Annotated in this window: 15 protein-coding genes and 1 pseudogene; 12 read left to right on the top strand and 4 right to left on the bottom strand. The window is 63.9% G+C overall.

Annotated elements, in window-relative coordinates:
• Positions 1–70 precede the first annotated feature (70 nt).
• The 4 genes and pseudogenes from QYH69_RS20305 to QYH69_RS20290 form a co-directional block, all read left to right on the top strand.
• Positions 71–754, top strand: a pseudogene (locus QYH69_RS20305) (ABC transporter permease); the annotation flags it as partial.
• A 154-nt stretch (positions 755–908) separates the two neighbouring features.
• The gene (locus QYH69_RS20300) at positions 909–1,874 is read left to right on the top strand and encodes a substrate-binding domain-containing protein (RefSeq protein WP_308833591.1); all 966 of its coding nucleotides are present in this window, start codon (positions 909–911) and stop codon (positions 1,872–1,874) included.
• A 71-nt stretch (positions 1,875–1,945) separates the two neighbouring features.
• Positions 1,946–2,998 (top strand): sugar phosphate isomerase/epimerase family protein, encoded by a 1,053-nt coding sequence (locus tag QYH69_RS20295; RefSeq protein WP_308833600.1) that lies wholly within the window; start codon positions 1,946–1,948, stop codon positions 2,996–2,998.
• A gap of 41 nt (positions 2,999–3,039) precedes the next feature.
• On the top strand, positions 3,040–4,179 hold the full coding sequence (locus QYH69_RS20290) for a Gfo/Idh/MocA family oxidoreductase (protein ID WP_308833590.1): 1,140 nt from the start codon (positions 3,040–3,042) through the stop codon (positions 4,177–4,179).
• 30 nt (positions 4,180–4,209) lie between these two features.
• On the opposite strand, the gene QYH69_RS20285 is transcribed toward QYH69_RS20290, so the two are convergent.
• Genes QYH69_RS20285 through QYH69_RS20275 form a run of 3 tightly spaced genes read right to left on the bottom strand, consistent with a single transcriptional unit; the run spans position 4,210 to position 6,645 of the window.
• A complete protein-coding gene (locus QYH69_RS20285; RefSeq protein WP_308833589.1) occupies positions 4,210–4,467 on the bottom strand; it encodes a hypothetical protein in 258 nt (85 codons plus the stop codon).
• A gap of 54 nt (positions 4,468–4,521) precedes the next feature.
• Positions 4,522–5,682, bottom strand: coding sequence for an ABC transporter substrate-binding protein (locus tag QYH69_RS20280; RefSeq protein ID WP_308833588.1), 1,161 nt, complete (start codon positions 5,680–5,682; stop codon positions 4,522–4,524).
• Positions 5,683–5,703: 21 nt separating this feature from the next.
• Positions 5,704–6,645: a CysB family HTH-type transcriptional regulator gene (locus tag QYH69_RS20275; protein WP_308833587.1), complete on the bottom strand. Its 942-nt coding sequence runs from the start codon at positions 6,643–6,645 to the stop codon at positions 5,704–5,706.
• A gap of 234 nt (positions 6,646–6,879) precedes the next feature.
• On the opposite strand from QYH69_RS20275, the gene QYH69_RS20270 reads away from it, so the two are divergent.
• The 6 genes from QYH69_RS20270 to cobA all read left to right on the top strand — a co-directional run bounded on the left by QYH69_RS20270 (position 6,880) and on the right by cobA (position 13,194).
• The gene (locus QYH69_RS20270; protein ID WP_308833586.1) at positions 6,880–8,559 is read left to right on the top strand and encodes a nitrite/sulfite reductase; all 1,680 of its coding nucleotides are present in this window, start codon (positions 6,880–6,882) and stop codon (positions 8,557–8,559) included.
• A 24-nt stretch (positions 8,560–8,583) separates the two neighbouring features.
• A complete protein-coding gene (locus QYH69_RS20265) occupies positions 8,584–9,135 on the top strand; it encodes a DUF934 domain-containing protein (RefSeq protein ID WP_308833585.1) in 552 nt (183 codons plus the stop codon).
• Entirely contained in the window at positions 9,132–9,872 is a 741-nt protein-coding gene (locus QYH69_RS20260; protein ID WP_308833584.1) for a phosphoadenylyl-sulfate reductase, read from the top strand. Before QYH69_RS20265 ends, QYH69_RS20260 begins: the two co-directional genes overlap by 4 nt.
• A gap of 116 nt (positions 9,873–9,988) precedes the next feature.
• Positions 9,989–10,951: a sulfate adenylyltransferase subunit CysD gene (cysD, locus tag QYH69_RS20255; protein ID WP_308833583.1), complete on the top strand. Its 963-nt coding sequence runs from the start codon at positions 9,989–9,991 to the stop codon at positions 10,949–10,951.
• Between the two features lie 21 nt (positions 10,952–10,972).
• A complete protein-coding gene (locus QYH69_RS20250) occupies positions 10,973–12,286 on the top strand; it encodes a sulfate adenylyltransferase subunit 1 (protein WP_308833582.1) in 1,314 nt (437 codons plus the stop codon).
• A 113-nt stretch (positions 12,287–12,399) separates the two neighbouring features.
• Positions 12,400–13,194: a uroporphyrinogen-III C-methyltransferase gene (gene cobA, locus QYH69_RS20245; RefSeq protein ID WP_308833581.1), complete on the top strand. Its 795-nt coding sequence runs from the start codon at positions 12,400–12,402 to the stop codon at positions 13,192–13,194.
• A gap of 160 nt (positions 13,195–13,354) precedes the next feature.
• Here the strand turns inward: cobA and QYH69_RS20240 are convergent, their stop codons facing one another.
• Positions 13,355–13,660 carry a carboxymuconolactone decarboxylase family protein gene (locus QYH69_RS20240; RefSeq protein ID WP_075156507.1) on the bottom strand — a complete coding sequence of 102 codons (306 nt, stop codon included), beginning with the start codon at positions 13,658–13,660 and terminating at the stop codon, positions 13,355–13,357.
• Between the two features lie 118 nt (positions 13,661–13,778).
• Between QYH69_RS20240 and QYH69_RS20235 the strand changes: the two genes are divergently transcribed.
• Both QYH69_RS20235 and QYH69_RS20230 read left to right on the top strand, forming a co-directional pair.
• Positions 13,779–14,738, top strand: coding sequence for an AraC family transcriptional regulator (locus tag QYH69_RS20235; protein WP_308833580.1), 960 nt, complete (start codon positions 13,779–13,781; stop codon positions 14,736–14,738).
• Between the two features lie 122 nt (positions 14,739–14,860).
• Positions 14,861–16,612: an NAD(P)/FAD-dependent oxidoreductase gene (locus tag QYH69_RS20230; RefSeq protein WP_308833579.1), complete on the top strand. Its 1,752-nt coding sequence runs from the start codon at positions 14,861–14,863 to the stop codon at positions 16,610–16,612.
• The last annotated feature ends 109 nt before the right edge of the window (positions 16,613–16,721 follow it).

Raw genomic sequence — 16,721 nt, 5'->3', positions numbered from 1 at the left:
CAAGCGGTCTTAGGAAGACAAAACATTCTACCAACTCCTTGGCTCACAGAACGACATGGCTACGATCCGACTTATCGTGGCGATCGGCATTGTCTGCGCGCTCGTGCTCGGTGCGCTGTTCGGCTGTGCGCATGGGCTGCTGATTACGAAAGGGCGCATCGAGCCGTTTATCGTCACGCTTGGCACGTTGGGCATTTTTCGCGCGGTGCTCACATGGCTGGCCGACGGCGGCGCGCTGACGCTCGATAACAATCTGTCCGACCTGTATGGACCCGTGTATTACGCGAGTCTGCTTGGCGTGCCCGTGCCGATCTGGGTGTTTCTCGTCGTCGCGGCCGGCGGCGCGCTGATCCTCAATCGCACCGCGTTCGGCCGCCATGTGCAGGCGATCGGTTCGAACGAGCAGGTCGCGCGCTATGCCGCGATTCGCGTCGATACCGTGAAGATCGTCACGTACATGCTGCTCGGCGTATGCGTCGGCGTCGCGACGGTGCTGTACGTGCCGCGGCTCGGTTCGGCGACGCCGACCACGGGCCTGCTATGGGAACTCGAAGCGATCGCCGCGGTGGTGGTCGGCGGCACTGCGCTCAAGGGCGGCGAGGGCCGCGTGATCGGGACGGTGATCGGCGCGATCCTGCTGTCGGTCATCGCCAACATTCTGAATCTGACCAGCATCATCAGCGTGTATCTGAACGCGGCGGTGCAGGGCGTCGTGATTATCGTCGTCGCGTTCTTGCAGCGCGGACGGCGCTAATGCGGTGGTGAAGGGGAGGCAGCAGCAAGTCGCTTCAGGTGGCCGGGTTCGCCTGGCCGGTTGAGGCACTACGGTTCGTATCAGTCGTTCCGGTGGTTCGACAATGAAATCCGGGCGCATCGACAGGCGCGCCCGCACAAAGGAGACAAACATCATGAAACACGTCATACGCGCGGTCGGCGCCGGCATGCTGGCGCTTTCGATGCTGGCGACCACGACAGGCGCCGCACGCGCCGCCGACCCGGTTACGCTCGGCGTCTCGATCCCGACCGCGGATCACGGCTTCACGGGCGGCATCGTCTGGTGGGCGAACAAGGCGAAAGCGGATCTCGAGAAAGAGCATCCGGGACTGAAGATCATCGTCAAGACCGCGGCCAGCGCGCCTGAACAGGCGAACCAGTTGCAGGATCTCGTGACGGTGAACAGGATCAACGCGCTTGTCATTTTCCCGCAGGAGTCTGCGTCATTGACGCAGCCCGTTGCACAGGTGAAGAAGAAGGGCGTATACGTGACGGTAGTGGACCGCGGCCTGACCGACACGAGCGCGCAGGACGCGTACGTGGCCGGGGACAACACCGCGTTCGGCAAGATCCCGGCCGAATATCTCGCGAAGGCGCTCGACGGCAAGGGCGATATCGTCGCGCTGCGCGGCATTCCGACGACGCTCGACAACGAGCGCTGGACCGCGTTCACGTCGGTGATGAAGCAGTATCCGAACATCAAGATTCTCGATGCGAAGTACGCGAACTGGAACCGCGACGACGCGTTCAAGGTGATGCAGGATTACCTGACGCGCTTCAAGCACATCGACGCCGTATGGGCCTCCGACGACGATATGGCCGTCGGCGTGCTGAAGGCGATCGATCAGGCGAAACGCACCGACATCAAGATCGTGTTCGGCGGCGCGGGCTCGAAAGGCATGGTGAAGAACGTGATGGACGGCGCGCCGATGATCAGGGCGGACGTGTCGTACTCGCCGAAGTTCATCTATGACGCGATCAAGCTGACGGCCGAAGCGCGGCTCAAGGGCGACAAGCTGCCGGCCACGACGATCATTCCGTCGGTGCTGATCACGAAAGAAAACGCACAGCAGTTCTACTTCCCGGACTCGCCGTTCTGAACGACGCGAGCGCGCGGCGCGGCATACGACATGCTGCGCCGCGCGTATTCGACCACTGACGGAGGCGCATGATGAAGACCATCAAAGGACCGGCGATCTACCTCGCGCAGTTCATGGGCGCCGACCCGCCGTTCGACAATCTCGCGCATCTCGCGCAATGGGCGGCGGGGCTCGGTTTCAAAGGCATTCAGGTGCCGGTCGCGGCGCAACTGATCGACCTCGAACAGGCGGCGGCGAGTCAGGCCTATTGCGACGACTGGCTCGGCACGGCTGCCGACGCGGGTGTCACCGTGACCGAGCTCGCGACCCATTTGCAGGGCCAGCTCGTGGCCGTGCATCCGGCCTATGACCAGCTGTTCGACGGTTTTGCCGCGCCGCAGGTGCGCGGCAATCCGCAGGCGCGCACCGAATGGGCGATTGAACAGATGATGCTCGCGGCGAAGGCCTCGCAGCGGCTCGGCTTCAATACGCACGTAACGTTTTCCGGCGCGCTCGCGTGGCCCTATATCTATCCGTGGCCCCAGCGTCCGGCGGGCCTGATCGAAACGGCCTTCGACGAACTCGCGCGCCGCTGGAAGCCGATTCTCGATGCGTTCGACGCCGCGGGCGTCGACGTCTGCTACGAGTTGCATCCGGGCGAGGATCTGCACGACGGCGTGACGTTCGAGCGTTTTCTCGCGACGCTGCACGACCATCCGCGCGCGAATATCCTGTTCGATCCGAGCCACTATGTGCTGCAGCAACTCGACTACCTCGAGTTCATCGATATCTATCACGAGCGGATCAAGGCGTTCCATGTGAAGGACGCGGAGTTTCGTCCGAGCGGGCGGCAGGGCGTGTATGGCGGCTACAGCGGCTGGGTCGAGCGGGCCGGGCGCTTCCGTTCGCTCGGCGACGGGCAGGTCGACTTCGGCGCGATCTTTTCGAAGATGGCGCAGTACGACTACCCGGGCTGGGCCGTGCTCGAATGGGAGTGCGCGTTGAAGCACCCGCACGATGGCGCGCGCGAAGGCGCGGATTTCATCAAGCGGCATATCATCCGCGTCGCCGAGCGTTCGTTCGACGATTTCGCGGAGAGTGGCGTCGACCGCGCGCAGTTGCAGCGCGTGCTCGGCATCGACTGATCCGGTTGCGCGCGCAACGAAAACCCGAGGAGCATGACGCGATGGCAGCAAGACTGAAACTGGGCATGGTCGGCGGCGGGCAGGGCGCTTTTATCGGCGCGGTGCACCGGATCGCCGCGCGCCTCGACGACCGCTTCGAACTCGTCGCGGGCGCCTTGTCGTCGGACCCGCAGCGCGCGCAGGCGAGCGCCGACGAAGCGAATATCGCGCGCAGTTACGCGGATTGGCGCGAGATGGCGCGTGCGGAAAGCACACGTGAGGACGGCATCGACGCGGTGGCGATCGTCACGCCGAACCATCTGCATGCGCCCGTGGCGACGGCGTTTCTCGAAGCCGGTATCCATGTGATCTGCGACAAGCCGCTCGCGGTATCGCTTGCCGAGGGCGAGGCATTGGCCCGTCTCGCGCACGAAAAGCAGCGGCTTTTTGCACTGACGCATACATACTCGGGCTACCCGATGGTGCGGCACGCGCGCGAGATGATCGAAGCGGGCGAACTGGGCGAGATTCGCGTCGTGCAGGTGGAATATGCGCAGGACTGGCTCGCGGAACCGGTCGAGCAGAGCGGCACGAACAAGCAGGCCGTGTGGCGCACCGACCCGAAGCTGTCGGGGCCGGCCGGCTGTCTCGGCGACATCGGCACGCATGCGTATCACCTCGCGGGGTTTATCAGCGGCATGCTGCCCGAGGCGCTTGCGGCCGAAGTGCATACGTTCGTGCCGGGTCGCCGCGTCGACGACCACGTGCAGGCGATGCTGCGTTACGCGAACGGCGCGCGCGGCATGCTGTGGGCGAGCCAGGTCGCGAGCGGCGAGGAAAACGGCTTGCGGCTGCGCGTGTACGGCACGAAGGCAAGCATCGCGTTCGAACAGGAGGCGCCGAACGAACTGGGTTTCACGCCGCTTGGCGGCGCGCGGCGGCGCATCACGCGCGGGCGCGCGAAGGGCGCCGCGGCCGCGAACGCGACGCGTGTGCCGGCCGGGCATCCGGAAGGGTATCTCGAAGCGTTCGCGCAGCTGTATAAGGACGCTGCGTTGCAGATCGAAGCGCTCGATGCGGGTCAGCCGCTGCCGCCGCAAAGCCGCCTTTTGACGACCGTCGGCGATGGTGTCGAAGGTTTGCGGTTTATCGATGCAATGCTGGCCAGCAGCGCGGCCGGCGGCCAGTGGCGGCAGATCTGACGCGTGCCGGCTGCTCGATGCGCGAACGCGCTAGCTTTTGCTCTTTCTGATCTGTTCTTCGAAAGCAAGGTCGAGCTTGCTGGCCTTGCGCGGCTTTTTCGGGCCGAGTTCGTCGACGAATTTGACGAAGTCGTCGAGCGGCAACGGCTCCGACATTTTCTGATCGGCGCCGCTCGACCGGTCGACGAGGTAGAACAGGCCGCCCGGCAGTGCGACGGCCGCATAGCGGGCGTTGCCGCTGCGGGTTTTCAGCCGTTCGACGGCATGGATGGCTCGGGTAGTGCGCATGGTGGGGGCGCTGAACGCGATCGGCGACGAAAGAGGTCTACTTTAACAACAGCGTCACTGGCTCAGGTAGACAAACTTCCCGCCTTTGATAGTGCCCATCACGCTCGCGCGCTGATCGAGCCCGACGTGATCCGTCGCGCTCGTATTGACGACGCCGTTCGGCACCACGAGTTCATGCGCCTGCTCGAGCGTTTCGCGTAGCGCGACGCGAAACGCCGGCGTGCCTGGCTGCGCCGTTTTCAACGCACGCGCGACCGCATCGTTCAGCCGCGGATAGACGCCGGCTGCATCGCCGGCGAACTGCGTGACCGTGTTCGGCCCGTACTTCGTCTCATAGTCGTTGACGAACGCGAGCGCCGCCTGCTTCGCCGGATGATCGGCGGGCAGCGTGCGCGCGACGACCACGGGCTGGGTCGGAAACAGCGTGCCTTCGACGTCCTTGCCGCCGAGCTTGATGAACTCCGGCGTTGCGATGCCGTGCGTCTGATAGATGGCGCCCTTGTAGCCGCGCTCGACGAGCGTGCGCTGCGGCAGCACGCTCGGCGTGCCCGCACCGGCGATCAGGACCGCGTCGGGTTTGGCCGCGATCAGCTTCAGCACCTGGCCCGTCACGCTCGTGTCGGTGCGATTGAAGCGCTCGGTCGCGACCACCTGAATGTGCCGCAGCGCCGCGAACTTCGTGAACTCGTTGAGCCAGCTGTCGCCGTAGCTGTCCGCGAAGCCGATAAAGCCGACCGTTTTTACGTTGTGATTCGCCATATAGCGCGTCATCACGTCGGCCATCGCGCTATCGGTTTGCGCCATCTTGAACGCCCACACGCGCTGGCCTTCCTGCGGCTCCACGACGGCCGCCGAGCCGATCAGCGTGATCATCGGCGTGCGGCTTTGCGCGACCGGGTCGAGCGCCGCGAGCGCGGCCGGCGTCACGTTCGGGCCGACGATCACGTCGACGTGGTCTTCGTTGATGAGCTTGTGGATGTTGCGGACTGCGGCGCCGGGGTCGGAGTCGTCGTCGAGGACGATATATTGCGCGGGCTGGCCGGCGATCGTCTTCGGCCACATCAGGATCGCGTTCTTGCTCGTGATGCCGATTGCGGCGGCGGGGCCCGTCGTCGACAGATCGATGCCGACCTTAAGCTGCGCGTGCGCGGCGCTGGCGAGCAGAAAGGCGCCGAGCGCGGCGAGCCCGCGCAGGGTCTTCTTATAGGACGTCATGCGGACACTCCGGCCGGACTATCAAAGCTCATAGGTTTCGCTCTCGCCCTTCAACGCCTGTTCGATGAGCTTGCGGTTCATGCTCGGCGACAGCAGTTCGACCAATGTGTAGACGTAACTGCGCAAGTACCCGCCCTGTTTCAGCGCGACACGCGTGATGTTGCTGCCGAACAGATGCCCGACCGGCATCGCGCGCAGATGCCGGTCGCGCTCGGCGTTGAATGCGATGTCGGCCATGATGCCGACGCCAAGCCCCAGTTCGACGTACGTCTTGATGACGTCGGCGTCGATCGCCTCGAGCACGATGTCGGGGTGCAGGCCGCGCAGCCGGAACGCGTCGTTAATCTTCGTGCGGCCCGCAAACGCGTTTTCGTAGGTAATCAGCGGAAATTGCGACAGATCGTCGAGCGACAGCTGCTTGCGCTCGAGCAGCGGATGGTCGTCCTGCATCACCGCGACGTGGTGCCAGGTAAAGCACGGCAGCGTCACGAGCTCCTTATAGTTCGATAGCGCCTCGGTTGCGATCGCGACGTCGGCCTGGTCGTGGATGACCATCTCGGCCACCTGGCTCGGACTTCCTTGCAGAATCGAAAGGTGAACCTTGGGGTAGCGCTTCTTGAATTCGGCGATCGCGGCGGGCAGCGAGTAGCGCGCCTGCGTGTGCGTCGCGGCGATCACGAGATTGCCCTGGTCCTGCGCGGCGTAATCCTTGCCGATCCGTTTCAGGCTTTCGACTTCCTGCAGGATCCGCTCGACCGACGCCAGAATGATGCGCCCGGGCTCGGTCAGCGAGCGCACGCGCTTGCCGTGGCGCGTGAAGATTTCGACGCCCAGTTCGTCCTCAAGCTCGATGATCGCCTTTGAGACGCCAGGCTGGCTCGTATACAGCGCCTTGGCCGCTTCGGTGAGGTTGAAGTTCTGGCGCACGGCTTCCCGGACGAAGCGGAACTGGTGCAGGTTCATATATAACCTCTCCGCATATCAACAGAATTTTTTAGTCGTTTGAGATATTAAGCGAGTTTATTACGATTTCTCGAACTTTTCCAATATGGGTATCTCTTTTCGTCATTAGCAAATCACAAGCGGGTCTGATGTCGTGCACCTGACTTGCTCTGCTAATAAGACGGACGGCGACGTCCATCACGTGGCGTAACCGGAACGCCGCGTGGGTTGAGACAAACAAACTGGGGTCCCCGAATGTATCAATACGATCAGTACGACCAGACCATCGTTGACGAACGCGTCGCGCAGTACGCCGACCAGGTTCGCCGCCGGCTGTCGGGCGAATTGAGCGAAGAAGAGTTCCGCCCGTTGCGTCTGCAGAATGGCCTCTATATGCAGCGCCACGCGTACATGCACCGCATTGCGATTCCTTACGGCAATCTGCGCAGCGACCAGATGCGCATGCTCGCGACGATCGCGCGCGAGCACGACCGCGGCTACGGCCATTTCTCGACGCGCACGAACATCCAGTTCAACTGGGTCGAACTCGAGGAGACGCCGGAAATTCTGCGCAAGCTTGCGTCGGTGCAGATGCACGGTATCCAGACGTCGGGCAACTGCATCCGCAACATTACCGCCGACCAGTTCGCGGGCATCGCGCCCGACGAGCAGATCGACCCGCGTCCGTGGGCCGAGATTCTGCGCCAGTGGTCGACGTTCCATCCTGAATTCGCATGGCTGCCGCGCAAGTTCAAGATTGCCGTGTCGGGCTCGAAGGAAGACCGCGCAGCGGTGCAGATTCACGATCTCGGCGTCTATCTGTCGAAGAATGCCGACGGCGACGTGGTCGCGAGCATTCTCGCGGGCGGCGGTCTGGGCCGTACGCCGATCATCGGCGCGGTGATTCGCGAAAACCTGCCGTGGCAGCATCTGCTGACCTACTGCGAAGCCGTGCTGCGCGTGTACAACCGCTACGGCCGCCGCGACAACCTCTACAAGGCGCGCATCAAGATTCTCGTGAAGGCGCTGTCGCCCGAGAAGTTCGCGCAGCAGGTCGAGGAAGAGTGGCAGCACCTGAAGGACGGCCCGTCGACGCTGACGCAAGCGGAAGTGGACCGCGTATCGCAACACTTCGCGCCGCCGCAATACGACAAGCTGCCGGACACGGATCCAAGCTTCGAAAAGCATCTGCTCGAAAGCCGCGCGTTTGCGCGCTGGGTCGAGCGCAGCGTGCGGCCGCATCGCGTGTCGGGCTACTCGGCCGTCACGCTTTCGCTGAAGCCGCACGGCGTTGCCCCGGGCGATGCGACCGATGCGCAAATGGACGCGGTCGCCGATCTCGCCGACGAATACTCGCTCGGTGAAATCCGCGTCTCGCACGAGCAGAACCTGATTCTCGCGAACGTCAAGAAACGCGACCTGTACGCGCTGTGGGAAAAGGCGAAGTCGATCGGTTTCGCGACGCCGAACATCGGCTTGCTGACCGACATCATTGCGTGCCCGGGCGGCGATTTCTGCTCGCTCGCGAATGCGAAGTCGATCCCGATTGCGAAGGCGATCCAGCAGCGCTTCGACGATATGGATTTCGTCTATGACCTCGGCGAACTGTCGTTGAACATTTCGGGTTGCATGAATTCGTGCGGTCACCATCACGTCGGCAATATCGGCGTGCTCGGCGTCGACAAGGACGGCTCCGAGTGGTACCAGGTGTCGCTCGGCGGCGAGCAGGGTACCGGTGCGACCGGCGCGCATCTGGGCCGCGTCATCGGCCCGTCGTTCTCGGCTGAGGAAATGCCGGATGTGGTCGCGAAAGTGATCGATACGTTTGTCGAACATCGCCTCGATGGGGAGCGTTTTATCGACACGTACAACCGTATCGGCATCGCGCCTTTCAAGGAGCGCGTGTACGCATCGCGCCAACCCGCTCACGCATAACCGGCGCAATAAGGAATTCTGCAAATGGCTTCGATTATCAAGAACCGCAAGGTCGTGAGCGATGACTGGACCGTGGTGCGCGCGGCCGAAGACGGCACGCTGCCCGCGGTGGACGCGTTGCCGGCCGGCAAGATCATCGTGCCGCTCGCGTTGTGGCAGGCTTCGCGCCACGCGCTGACGGCCGCGCGCGGCGCCGCCGCCATCGGCGTCTGGCTCGCGGGGGACAGCGAACCGGCCGACATCGTCGGCGATTTCGACACGATCGCGCTGATTGCAGTCGATTTCCCGGTGTTTCGCGACGGCCGCGGCTACAGCATCGCGCGTTTGCTGCGCGAACGTTACGGCTACAAGGGCGAGATTCGCGCAATCGGCGACGTGCTGCGCGATCAGTTGCGCTTTTACGAGCGCTGCGGGTTCGACGCCTATGCGGTGCGGGCCGACAAGGACATCCACGACGCGCTGAAGGCGTTCACCGAGTTCACGGTGCAGTACCAGGGCGCATTCGACGAACCGCGCCCGCTGTTCCGCCGCCGCGAAGCGGCTCAGGCTGCTGCGGCGCAAAAGGTCTCCGCATGAGCGAAGTGCAGAACGTCGCGCCCGAGCTGGCTGTGAAGATCGAGCGGCTCGATGCGCTGCTCGATTCGATCGCGGCCCGCCACGCGAACGTGAAGTTCGCGAGCAGCCTCGCCGCGGAAGACATGCTGCTTACGCATGCGATCCTGTCGCGTGGGGTGAAGATCGGCATATTCAGTCTGAATACGGGCCGGCTGCATGCGGAAACGCTCGGCATGTTCGATCGCGTGCGCGAGCGCTACGGCTACGATATCGAGCAGTACCACCCGCAGACGGCCGCCGTCGACGAATATGTCGCCGCGCACGGTCTGAACGCGTTCTACGAAAGCATCGACCTGCGCAAGCGCTGCTGCGAAATCCGCAAGGTCGAGCCGCTTAACCGCGCCTTGACGGGCGTCAGCGCCTGGGTGACGGGCCAGCGCCGCGAGCAGTCGGTGACGCGCGCCGAGCTGCACGAGGAAGAGCACGACGCCGCCCGCCACATCGCGAAGTTCAACCCGCTTGCCGATTGGACGGAAGCGGACGTCTGGGCGTACCTTAAGGCGTTCGACGTGCCGGTCAATCCGCTGCACGCGCGCGGCTACCCGAGCATCGGCTGCGAGCCCTGTACGCGCGCGGTGCGGCCGGGCGAAGACAGCCGGGCCGGGCGCTGGTGGTGGGAATCGCGCGATACCAAGGAATGCGGGCTGCACATCACGACCATTCCGATCGCGGCAAGCGCCGAAAACGCCTCCGCGTGACCCGAGCCGCATAGGCGCCCAGGCGTGGGCAGCGACCCCGAACGCATCAAAAGCCTTTTCGATAGCGCGAGCTGGCAACGCCGCTCGCCCGAATGAATCAAAGAAGGACCCGAACCATGAGCACGACGCTCGAACCCACTGTGACCGCACCGCATACGAATACCGGCAACCGGATGGATCACCTTGACTGGCTCGAGGCCGAGTCGATCCATATCCTGCGCGAGCTGGTCGCCGAATGCAGCAAGCCTGCGCTGCTGTTCTCGGGCGGCAAGGACTCGGTGGTGGTGCTGCATCTCGCGCTGAAGGCATTCGGCCTCGGCGCGAACCGGCAGACCAAGCTGCCGTTCCCGCTCGTGCATATCGACACCGGCCACAACTACGAGGAAGTGATCGACTTCCGCGATCGTCGCGCGCAGCAGATCGGCGCGGAGCTCGTGGTCGGCCACGTCGAAGATTCGATCCGCCGCGGCACGGTGCGTCTGCGTCGCGAGACCGATTCGCGCAACGCGGTGCAGGCGGTCACGCTGCTCGAAACGATCGAGCAATACGGCTATACGGCGATGATCGGCGGCGCGCGCCGCGACGAAGAAAAGGCCCGTGCGAAAGAACGGATCTTCTCGTTCCGCGACGAGTTCGGCCAATGGGATCCGAAGGCGCAGCGCCCCGAGCTGTGGAGCCTGTATAACGCGCGTCTGCATGCGGGCGAACATCTGCGCGTGTTCCCGATCTCGAACTGGACCGAGCTCGACGTGTGGCAATACATCGCACGCGAGCAGCTCGAACTGCCGTCGATCTATTACGCGCATACGCGCGAGATCGTGCGCCGCAACGGGCTTCTGGTGCCGGTCACGCCGCTTACGCCGATGCGCGAGGGCGAGACGAGCGAACAGGCGCTCGTGCGTTTCCGCACGGTCGGCGACATCAGCTGCACGTGCCCGGTCGCAAGCGATGCGGATACGGTCGAAAAGATCATCGCCGAAACGGCGGTGACCGAGATTACGGAACGCGGCGCCACGCGGATGGACGACCAGACGTCCGAAGCCGCGATGGAACAGCGCAAGAAACAAGGTTATTTCTGAGGCACGCGAGGTAAGACAGTCATGAGCATTCATCAACCGCAAGACCTCGGCGTGCTGCGTTTCATCACGGCAGGCAGTGTCGACGACGGCAAGAGCACGCTGATCGGCCGCCTGCTGTACGACAGCAAGGCTGTGCTGTCCGATCAGCTGTCGGCGCTGTCGCGCGTGAAGAACAAGCGTACGGTCGGCGACGAAATCGACCTGTCGCTGCTGACCGACGGCCTCGAAGCCGAACGCGAGCAGGGCATTACGATCGATGTCGCGTATCGCTATTTCGCCACGGCGAAGCGCAAGTTCATCATCGCCGATACGCCGGGGCACGAGCAGTACACGCGCAACATGGTGACCGGCGCATCGACCGCGCATGCGGCGATCATTCTCGTCGACGCGACGCGTGTGAAGCTCGAAAACGGTGTCGCGCAACTGCTGCCGCAAACGAAGCGCCATAGCGCGATCGTGAAGCTGCTTGGTTTGCAGCATGTGATCGTCGCGATCAACAAGATGGATCTTGTCGACTTCAGCGAAACGCGCTTCAACGAGATTCGTGACGCGTATGTCGAACTTGCGCGCCAGCTCGGCCTGACGAACGTGCGCTTCGTGCCGGTGTCGGCGCTGAAGGGCGACAACATCGTCAGCGCGAGCGAGCGCATGCCGTGGTATGCGGGCGAGCCGCTGCTCGACGTGCTCGAGGCATTGCCGGTCGAAACCGCCGATCACTCGGCGCTGCGCTTTCCGGTGCAGTGGGTGGCGCGCCAGGACGGCAGCCAGGCCGACGACTTTCGCGGCTATATGGGCCGCATCGAGTCCGGCGAAGTGAAGGTGGGCGACGCGATTGTCGTGCTGCCGGCCAATCGCGAAGCAACGGTCGCGGAAATCGTCGCGCCGGTGCCGGGCGGCACTGCGCAAGTCGATCGCGCGTTCGCGGGCCAGACGGTGACGATTCGCCTCGACCGGGACGTCGACGTATCGCGCGGCGATACGTTCGTGCTCGCGGGTGACCTGCCGCAGCCGGCGAAGAAGCTCGAAGCGGATCTGTGCTGGTTCGACGACACGCCGCTGTCGACGCAGCGCAAGTACCTGCTGAAGCAGACCACCAACACGGTGTTCGCGCGCATCGGCGCGATCAGACAGGTGCTCGATGTGCATACGCTGTCGCACGCCACTGACCGGCACGACCTGTCGATGAACGATATCGGACGCGTGCAGCTGACGCTGCAAAAGCCGCTCGTGGCCGACGAGTATGATACGAACCCGGGCACGGGCGCATTCGTGCTGATCGATGAGGCGACGCATCATACGGTCGCCGCGGGCATGATTCGTGCACTTTCTGCTTGAGGGCTCGCGGCTTCAAACGTGAAACAGCGCGAGCCGTGCATCAAGGGTGCATATCGCGGCAAACGGATTTCACGCGAGATTTCACGCAAGCGGGACGAACGGAGCGGGAGCAAATGGGTAAGGTGTATCTGATCGGTGCGGGGCCTGGTGCGGCGGACCTTATTACGGTGCGCGGCGCACGCTTGTTGGGCATCGCCGATGTCGTTTTGCACGATGCGCTGATTGAGCCGGCGATGCTGGAGCATGCGCCGCATGCGCGCAAGATCGCGGTCGGCAAGCGCTGCGGGCAGCGCTCGACCGCGCAGCACTTTATCAACAAGCAGATCGTCGATGCGGCGCGCGAGCATGATGTCGTGGTGCGGCTCAAGGGTGGCGATCCGATGCTGTTCGGCCGTGCCGACGAAGAAATGCGCGCGCTCGAAGCGGCCGGCATCGAATACGAGGTGGTGCCGGGCATTACCGCGGCGCTTGCCAGTGCGGCTGCGCTGCAGCGTTCGTTGACGCTGCGCGGCGTATCGCGCAGTGTCGCGCTGGCGACGCATAGCCGCGCCGCCGATACCGAGGCGATTCGCGAGCAGGTCAATGCCGACTCGCTCGTGTTCTATATGGGCCGCGACAGCGCGCCTGAAATCGCGCAGCAACTGATCGACGCGGGACGTGCACCGGCTACGCCGGTTGCGATCGTCGAAGCCTGCAGCACGCCGCGCGAGCGCACGCTGACGCTGACGCTTGAAGGCCTCGCGGCCGGCGACGCGCAGCAGTGGCTCGATCCGGCGCAGCCGAGTCTGCTGATGATCGGCGACGCATTCGCCGAGCGGCAGCGCGCGGCGCAGAACAGCGACGATTCAGCCGAGGCCAATACGGCTCGCGATGAACAGCCGGGCAAAGGCATCCGCAGGGTGGCGTGAGGCCGCTCATCTGACGAATATCGATCATCCCGGCAAGGCGGCATGACGAAACAAAGGCGCGATTCACATCGCGCCTTTTTTATTACCTGCCTGATGCCCTGCCTGCCTGATGCCTTGCCTGCGTGACGCCTTGCCTGCCGAACGCCGCAACGATATGCGGTCAGTCCTTGAACAGATGCGTCGAGTGCGTCACTGCCGCGCCCGCGCGCATCGCCGCGGCGACCATAGCCGCTTCCGTCAACTGCTGGTCGGTTGCGCCGGCCTTGCGCGCCGCCGTCGTGTGCAGTTCGATGCAATACGGGCATTGGGTGGTCAGCGCCACGGCGACCGCGATGATCTGCTTCGTCTGCTCGCTTAACGCGCCCGCCTCGAACGCGGCCTTGTCGAATGCCCAGAAGGTCTTCATCAGATCAGGTGCGTTTTCGTCCAGCTTCTTCAGTCGGGTAAGATGCTTCATGTCGAACATGGATGTCTCCTTTGAAAAGGGTTGGTGCATATAATGGTAGAGTTGACCTGGTTCGAAAGGGTCTCGTTCTGGTTCCAAATCGTCCAGCCATCCAAACGTGCAATCTTCCAGACGTCCCATGCTGACTTTGCCTCAATCCGGAGCGCATGTGCTCGATCATCTGCTCGCGGCCCTCGACCTCGGTGTCGCGAACTTCTCGGTATGCGACGTGCGCAAGGGCTGGGGCGTGAGTTTCGAAGCGTGCAGCACGGTGAGTCTGCACTACTGTCTGTCCGGAAACGGCAAGCTCGTGCTGGACGATGCCGATCACATGACGCTCGACGCGCATAGCTTCGTGCTGTTGCCGCCGCGCGTGTCGTACCGGATCGACGCGGCGGGCCGGAACGCCGCACGGACGGTGAGCCGCACGCGGGTCGGCCGTGGCCCTGCGCGCGAGACCGCGCCGACCGTGCAGGTCGGCGAAGGCGCGCAAGGCGTCGTCACCGCGTGCGGCGAGCTGAATGTGGGCGGCAGGTTCGCCGCCGATCCGTTAAAGGCGCTGAGCCGCCCGTTGGTGACGCGGTTCGATGCGTCCGCAGGGTTGCGCGATCAGTTCGTGATGTTGCTCGCAGAATCGGCCCGTCCCGGGCCCGGTTCGCGTGTGCTCGTCGAAGCGCTGCTCAAACAATGTCTGGTGATGGCGCTCAGGCGCCATATCGACGATGGCGGCGTGCAGTTTCCGTGGGCTGCCGGTGTGGCCGATGCGCGGCTTGCCGCGGCGCTGGAAACGATGTTCGAACGCTATGCGAGCCCGTTGTCGGTCGAGCGGCTGGCCCAGACTGCAAACATGAGCCGATCCGCGTTTGCCGCGCAGTTTGCGAAAGCATTCGACCAGTCGCCGATGGCGATGCTGAAAATCGTGCGCTTGCGCAAGGCGGCGGAATTGCTTGCGACCACAACCTTAGCCGTTCCCGAGGTGGCGCGAGCGGTCGGATTGTCGAGCCGCAGCAATTTTTCGGTCGCGTTTCAGCACATGTACAACGTCGATCCGACGCGGTTCAGGCTGCTGTCGAGATCGGCCAACCGGTTCGTCAAATAGGCGCCCACGCGTGCGTGGCGTGCGGAATAGACGTCTTCATCGCACGTTTTTTCTATTGCATACCGGGCGGGCCGCGTGATCGCGGCCGGCTCGATGAGTTGATATAGACGGAGTTCGACCGAATGACCCTGCAATCTCCCGAGCACGCGACGCTCGCTGCGTGGCTCGACGCATTTTCGCGGGCGATCGCGTCCAACAGGATCGATGATGTCGTCGCGCTATTCGGCGACACCTGCTTCTGGCGCGATCTTGTCGCGTTCACGTGGGACATCCGGACGATGGAAGGGCGCGACGCGATTCGCGCGATGCTCGAGGCGACTCTCGCGTCGATCCGGCCGTCCGCGTGGACCGTTGCGGAACAGGTGCGGCCCGATGCGACCGAGGGCTTCATCTCATTCGAAACTGCGCTCGGACGTTGCGACGGTCACGTGCGGCTCGATGCCGAAGGCCGCTGTTTGTCCCTGCTCACGGCGCTGCGCGAGCTGAAGGGCTTCGAGGAGCCGACGCGTCACCGTCGGGCGTCGGGTCGCGAATGGCGAGACGACGGCGGGCCAGTAGCGCAAGCCGCCGAAGCGGAGAATGCGCCGCAGCCTTATGTGCTGATCGTCGGCGGCGGCCATTGCGGCCTGGGACTGGCGGCGAGGCTCAAGCTGCTTCGCGTACCGACGCTGATCATCGATCGCCACGCGCGCACCGGCGATAGCTGGCGGGCGCGTTATGCGTCGCTGCATCTGCACGATCCGCTCTGGTGGAACGCGCTGCCTTATCTGAACTATCCGGACCATTGGCCGGTATTTGCGCCGAAGGATAGAGTCGGCGACTGGCTCGAGTGCTATGCCCGGATCATGGAGCTCGACATCCGGCACGGCGCCGAATGTGCAGGCGCGCAATACGACGCGCCGAGTGGCCGATGGCAGGTGCGCGTCGTGCGAAACGGACAGGAAACGACGTTGCGGCCCGCGCATCTCGTGCTTGCGACTGGCTTGAACGGCGCTCCCTCCATTCCGTCGATTCCCGGCGCCGGCACGTTCGCGGGCGACCAATGCCATGCGAGCGCGTATCCGGGCGGCGACCGGTTCCGTGACCGCAGGGTGGCCGTGTTCGGCTCGGGCAACTCGGCCCACGACATCTGCGAAGACCTGTTCCGTCATGGCGCGAATGTGACGATGATCCAGCGCTCGTCGACCCACGTGATTCGCCAGCAACGCGTGCTCGAGATGTTGCGTCCGCTCTATTCGGAAGAGGCGCTGGCGCGCGGACTCGATGTGGAGCGTGCAGACTTGCAGCGGGCCGCATTGCCGATGCGGATGCTGCCGGTAGTGTTCCGTCCGATGATGGAGAAGTTTGCGCAGGAAGACAGCGCGTTCTATCAACGGCTCGCCGCGGCAGGGTTCAAACTCGACGCCGGTCCGGACGGCACGGGCCTTGTCGGGAAGGCATTGCGCAAAGGCGGCGGCTTCTACATCGATACCGGCGCATCGGAATTGATTGCGAACGGCAGCATCAAGCTCAAGTCCGGCGTCGAAGTTACGCGCATCGAGCGTGATGGCATCGTGCTTGGCGATGGTTCGTGTCTCGATGCGGACGCTATCGTTTATGCGACCGGTTACAGGCCGATCAATGAACGCATTGCGACGCTCGTGTCGCGCGAAGTGGCTGACTCGGTGGGGCCGGTGATGGGATATGGCTCTGGGCTCGAGGGAGACTCAGGCCCTTGGGAGGGCGAACTGCGCAACTTGTGGAAACCGACGCGACAGCCCGGGCTCTGGATCCATGCCGGTAATTTCCAGATGGGGCGGTTTTATTCGCGGTTTCTCGCGCTGCAGTTGAAGGCGCGGTTCGAGAAAATGCCGCTGGATGTTTATCGGCCCTAGCGGGGTTACTGCGCGAGGCGCGCTGCTCGTTGATGGATGCGCGCAACGTAGCGAAAAGCTCGGGGCGCGAGAGCTGTTGCAGCAGACGTCGTCAAGGGGGCGCCCGGTG

Source organism: Paraburkholderia sp. SARCC-3016 (assembly GCF_031119615.1).
Lineage (GTDB): Bacteria > Pseudomonadota > Gammaproteobacteria > Burkholderiales > Burkholderiaceae > Paraburkholderia.
This window is presented reverse-complemented; position numbering and strand designations above follow the sequence as displayed.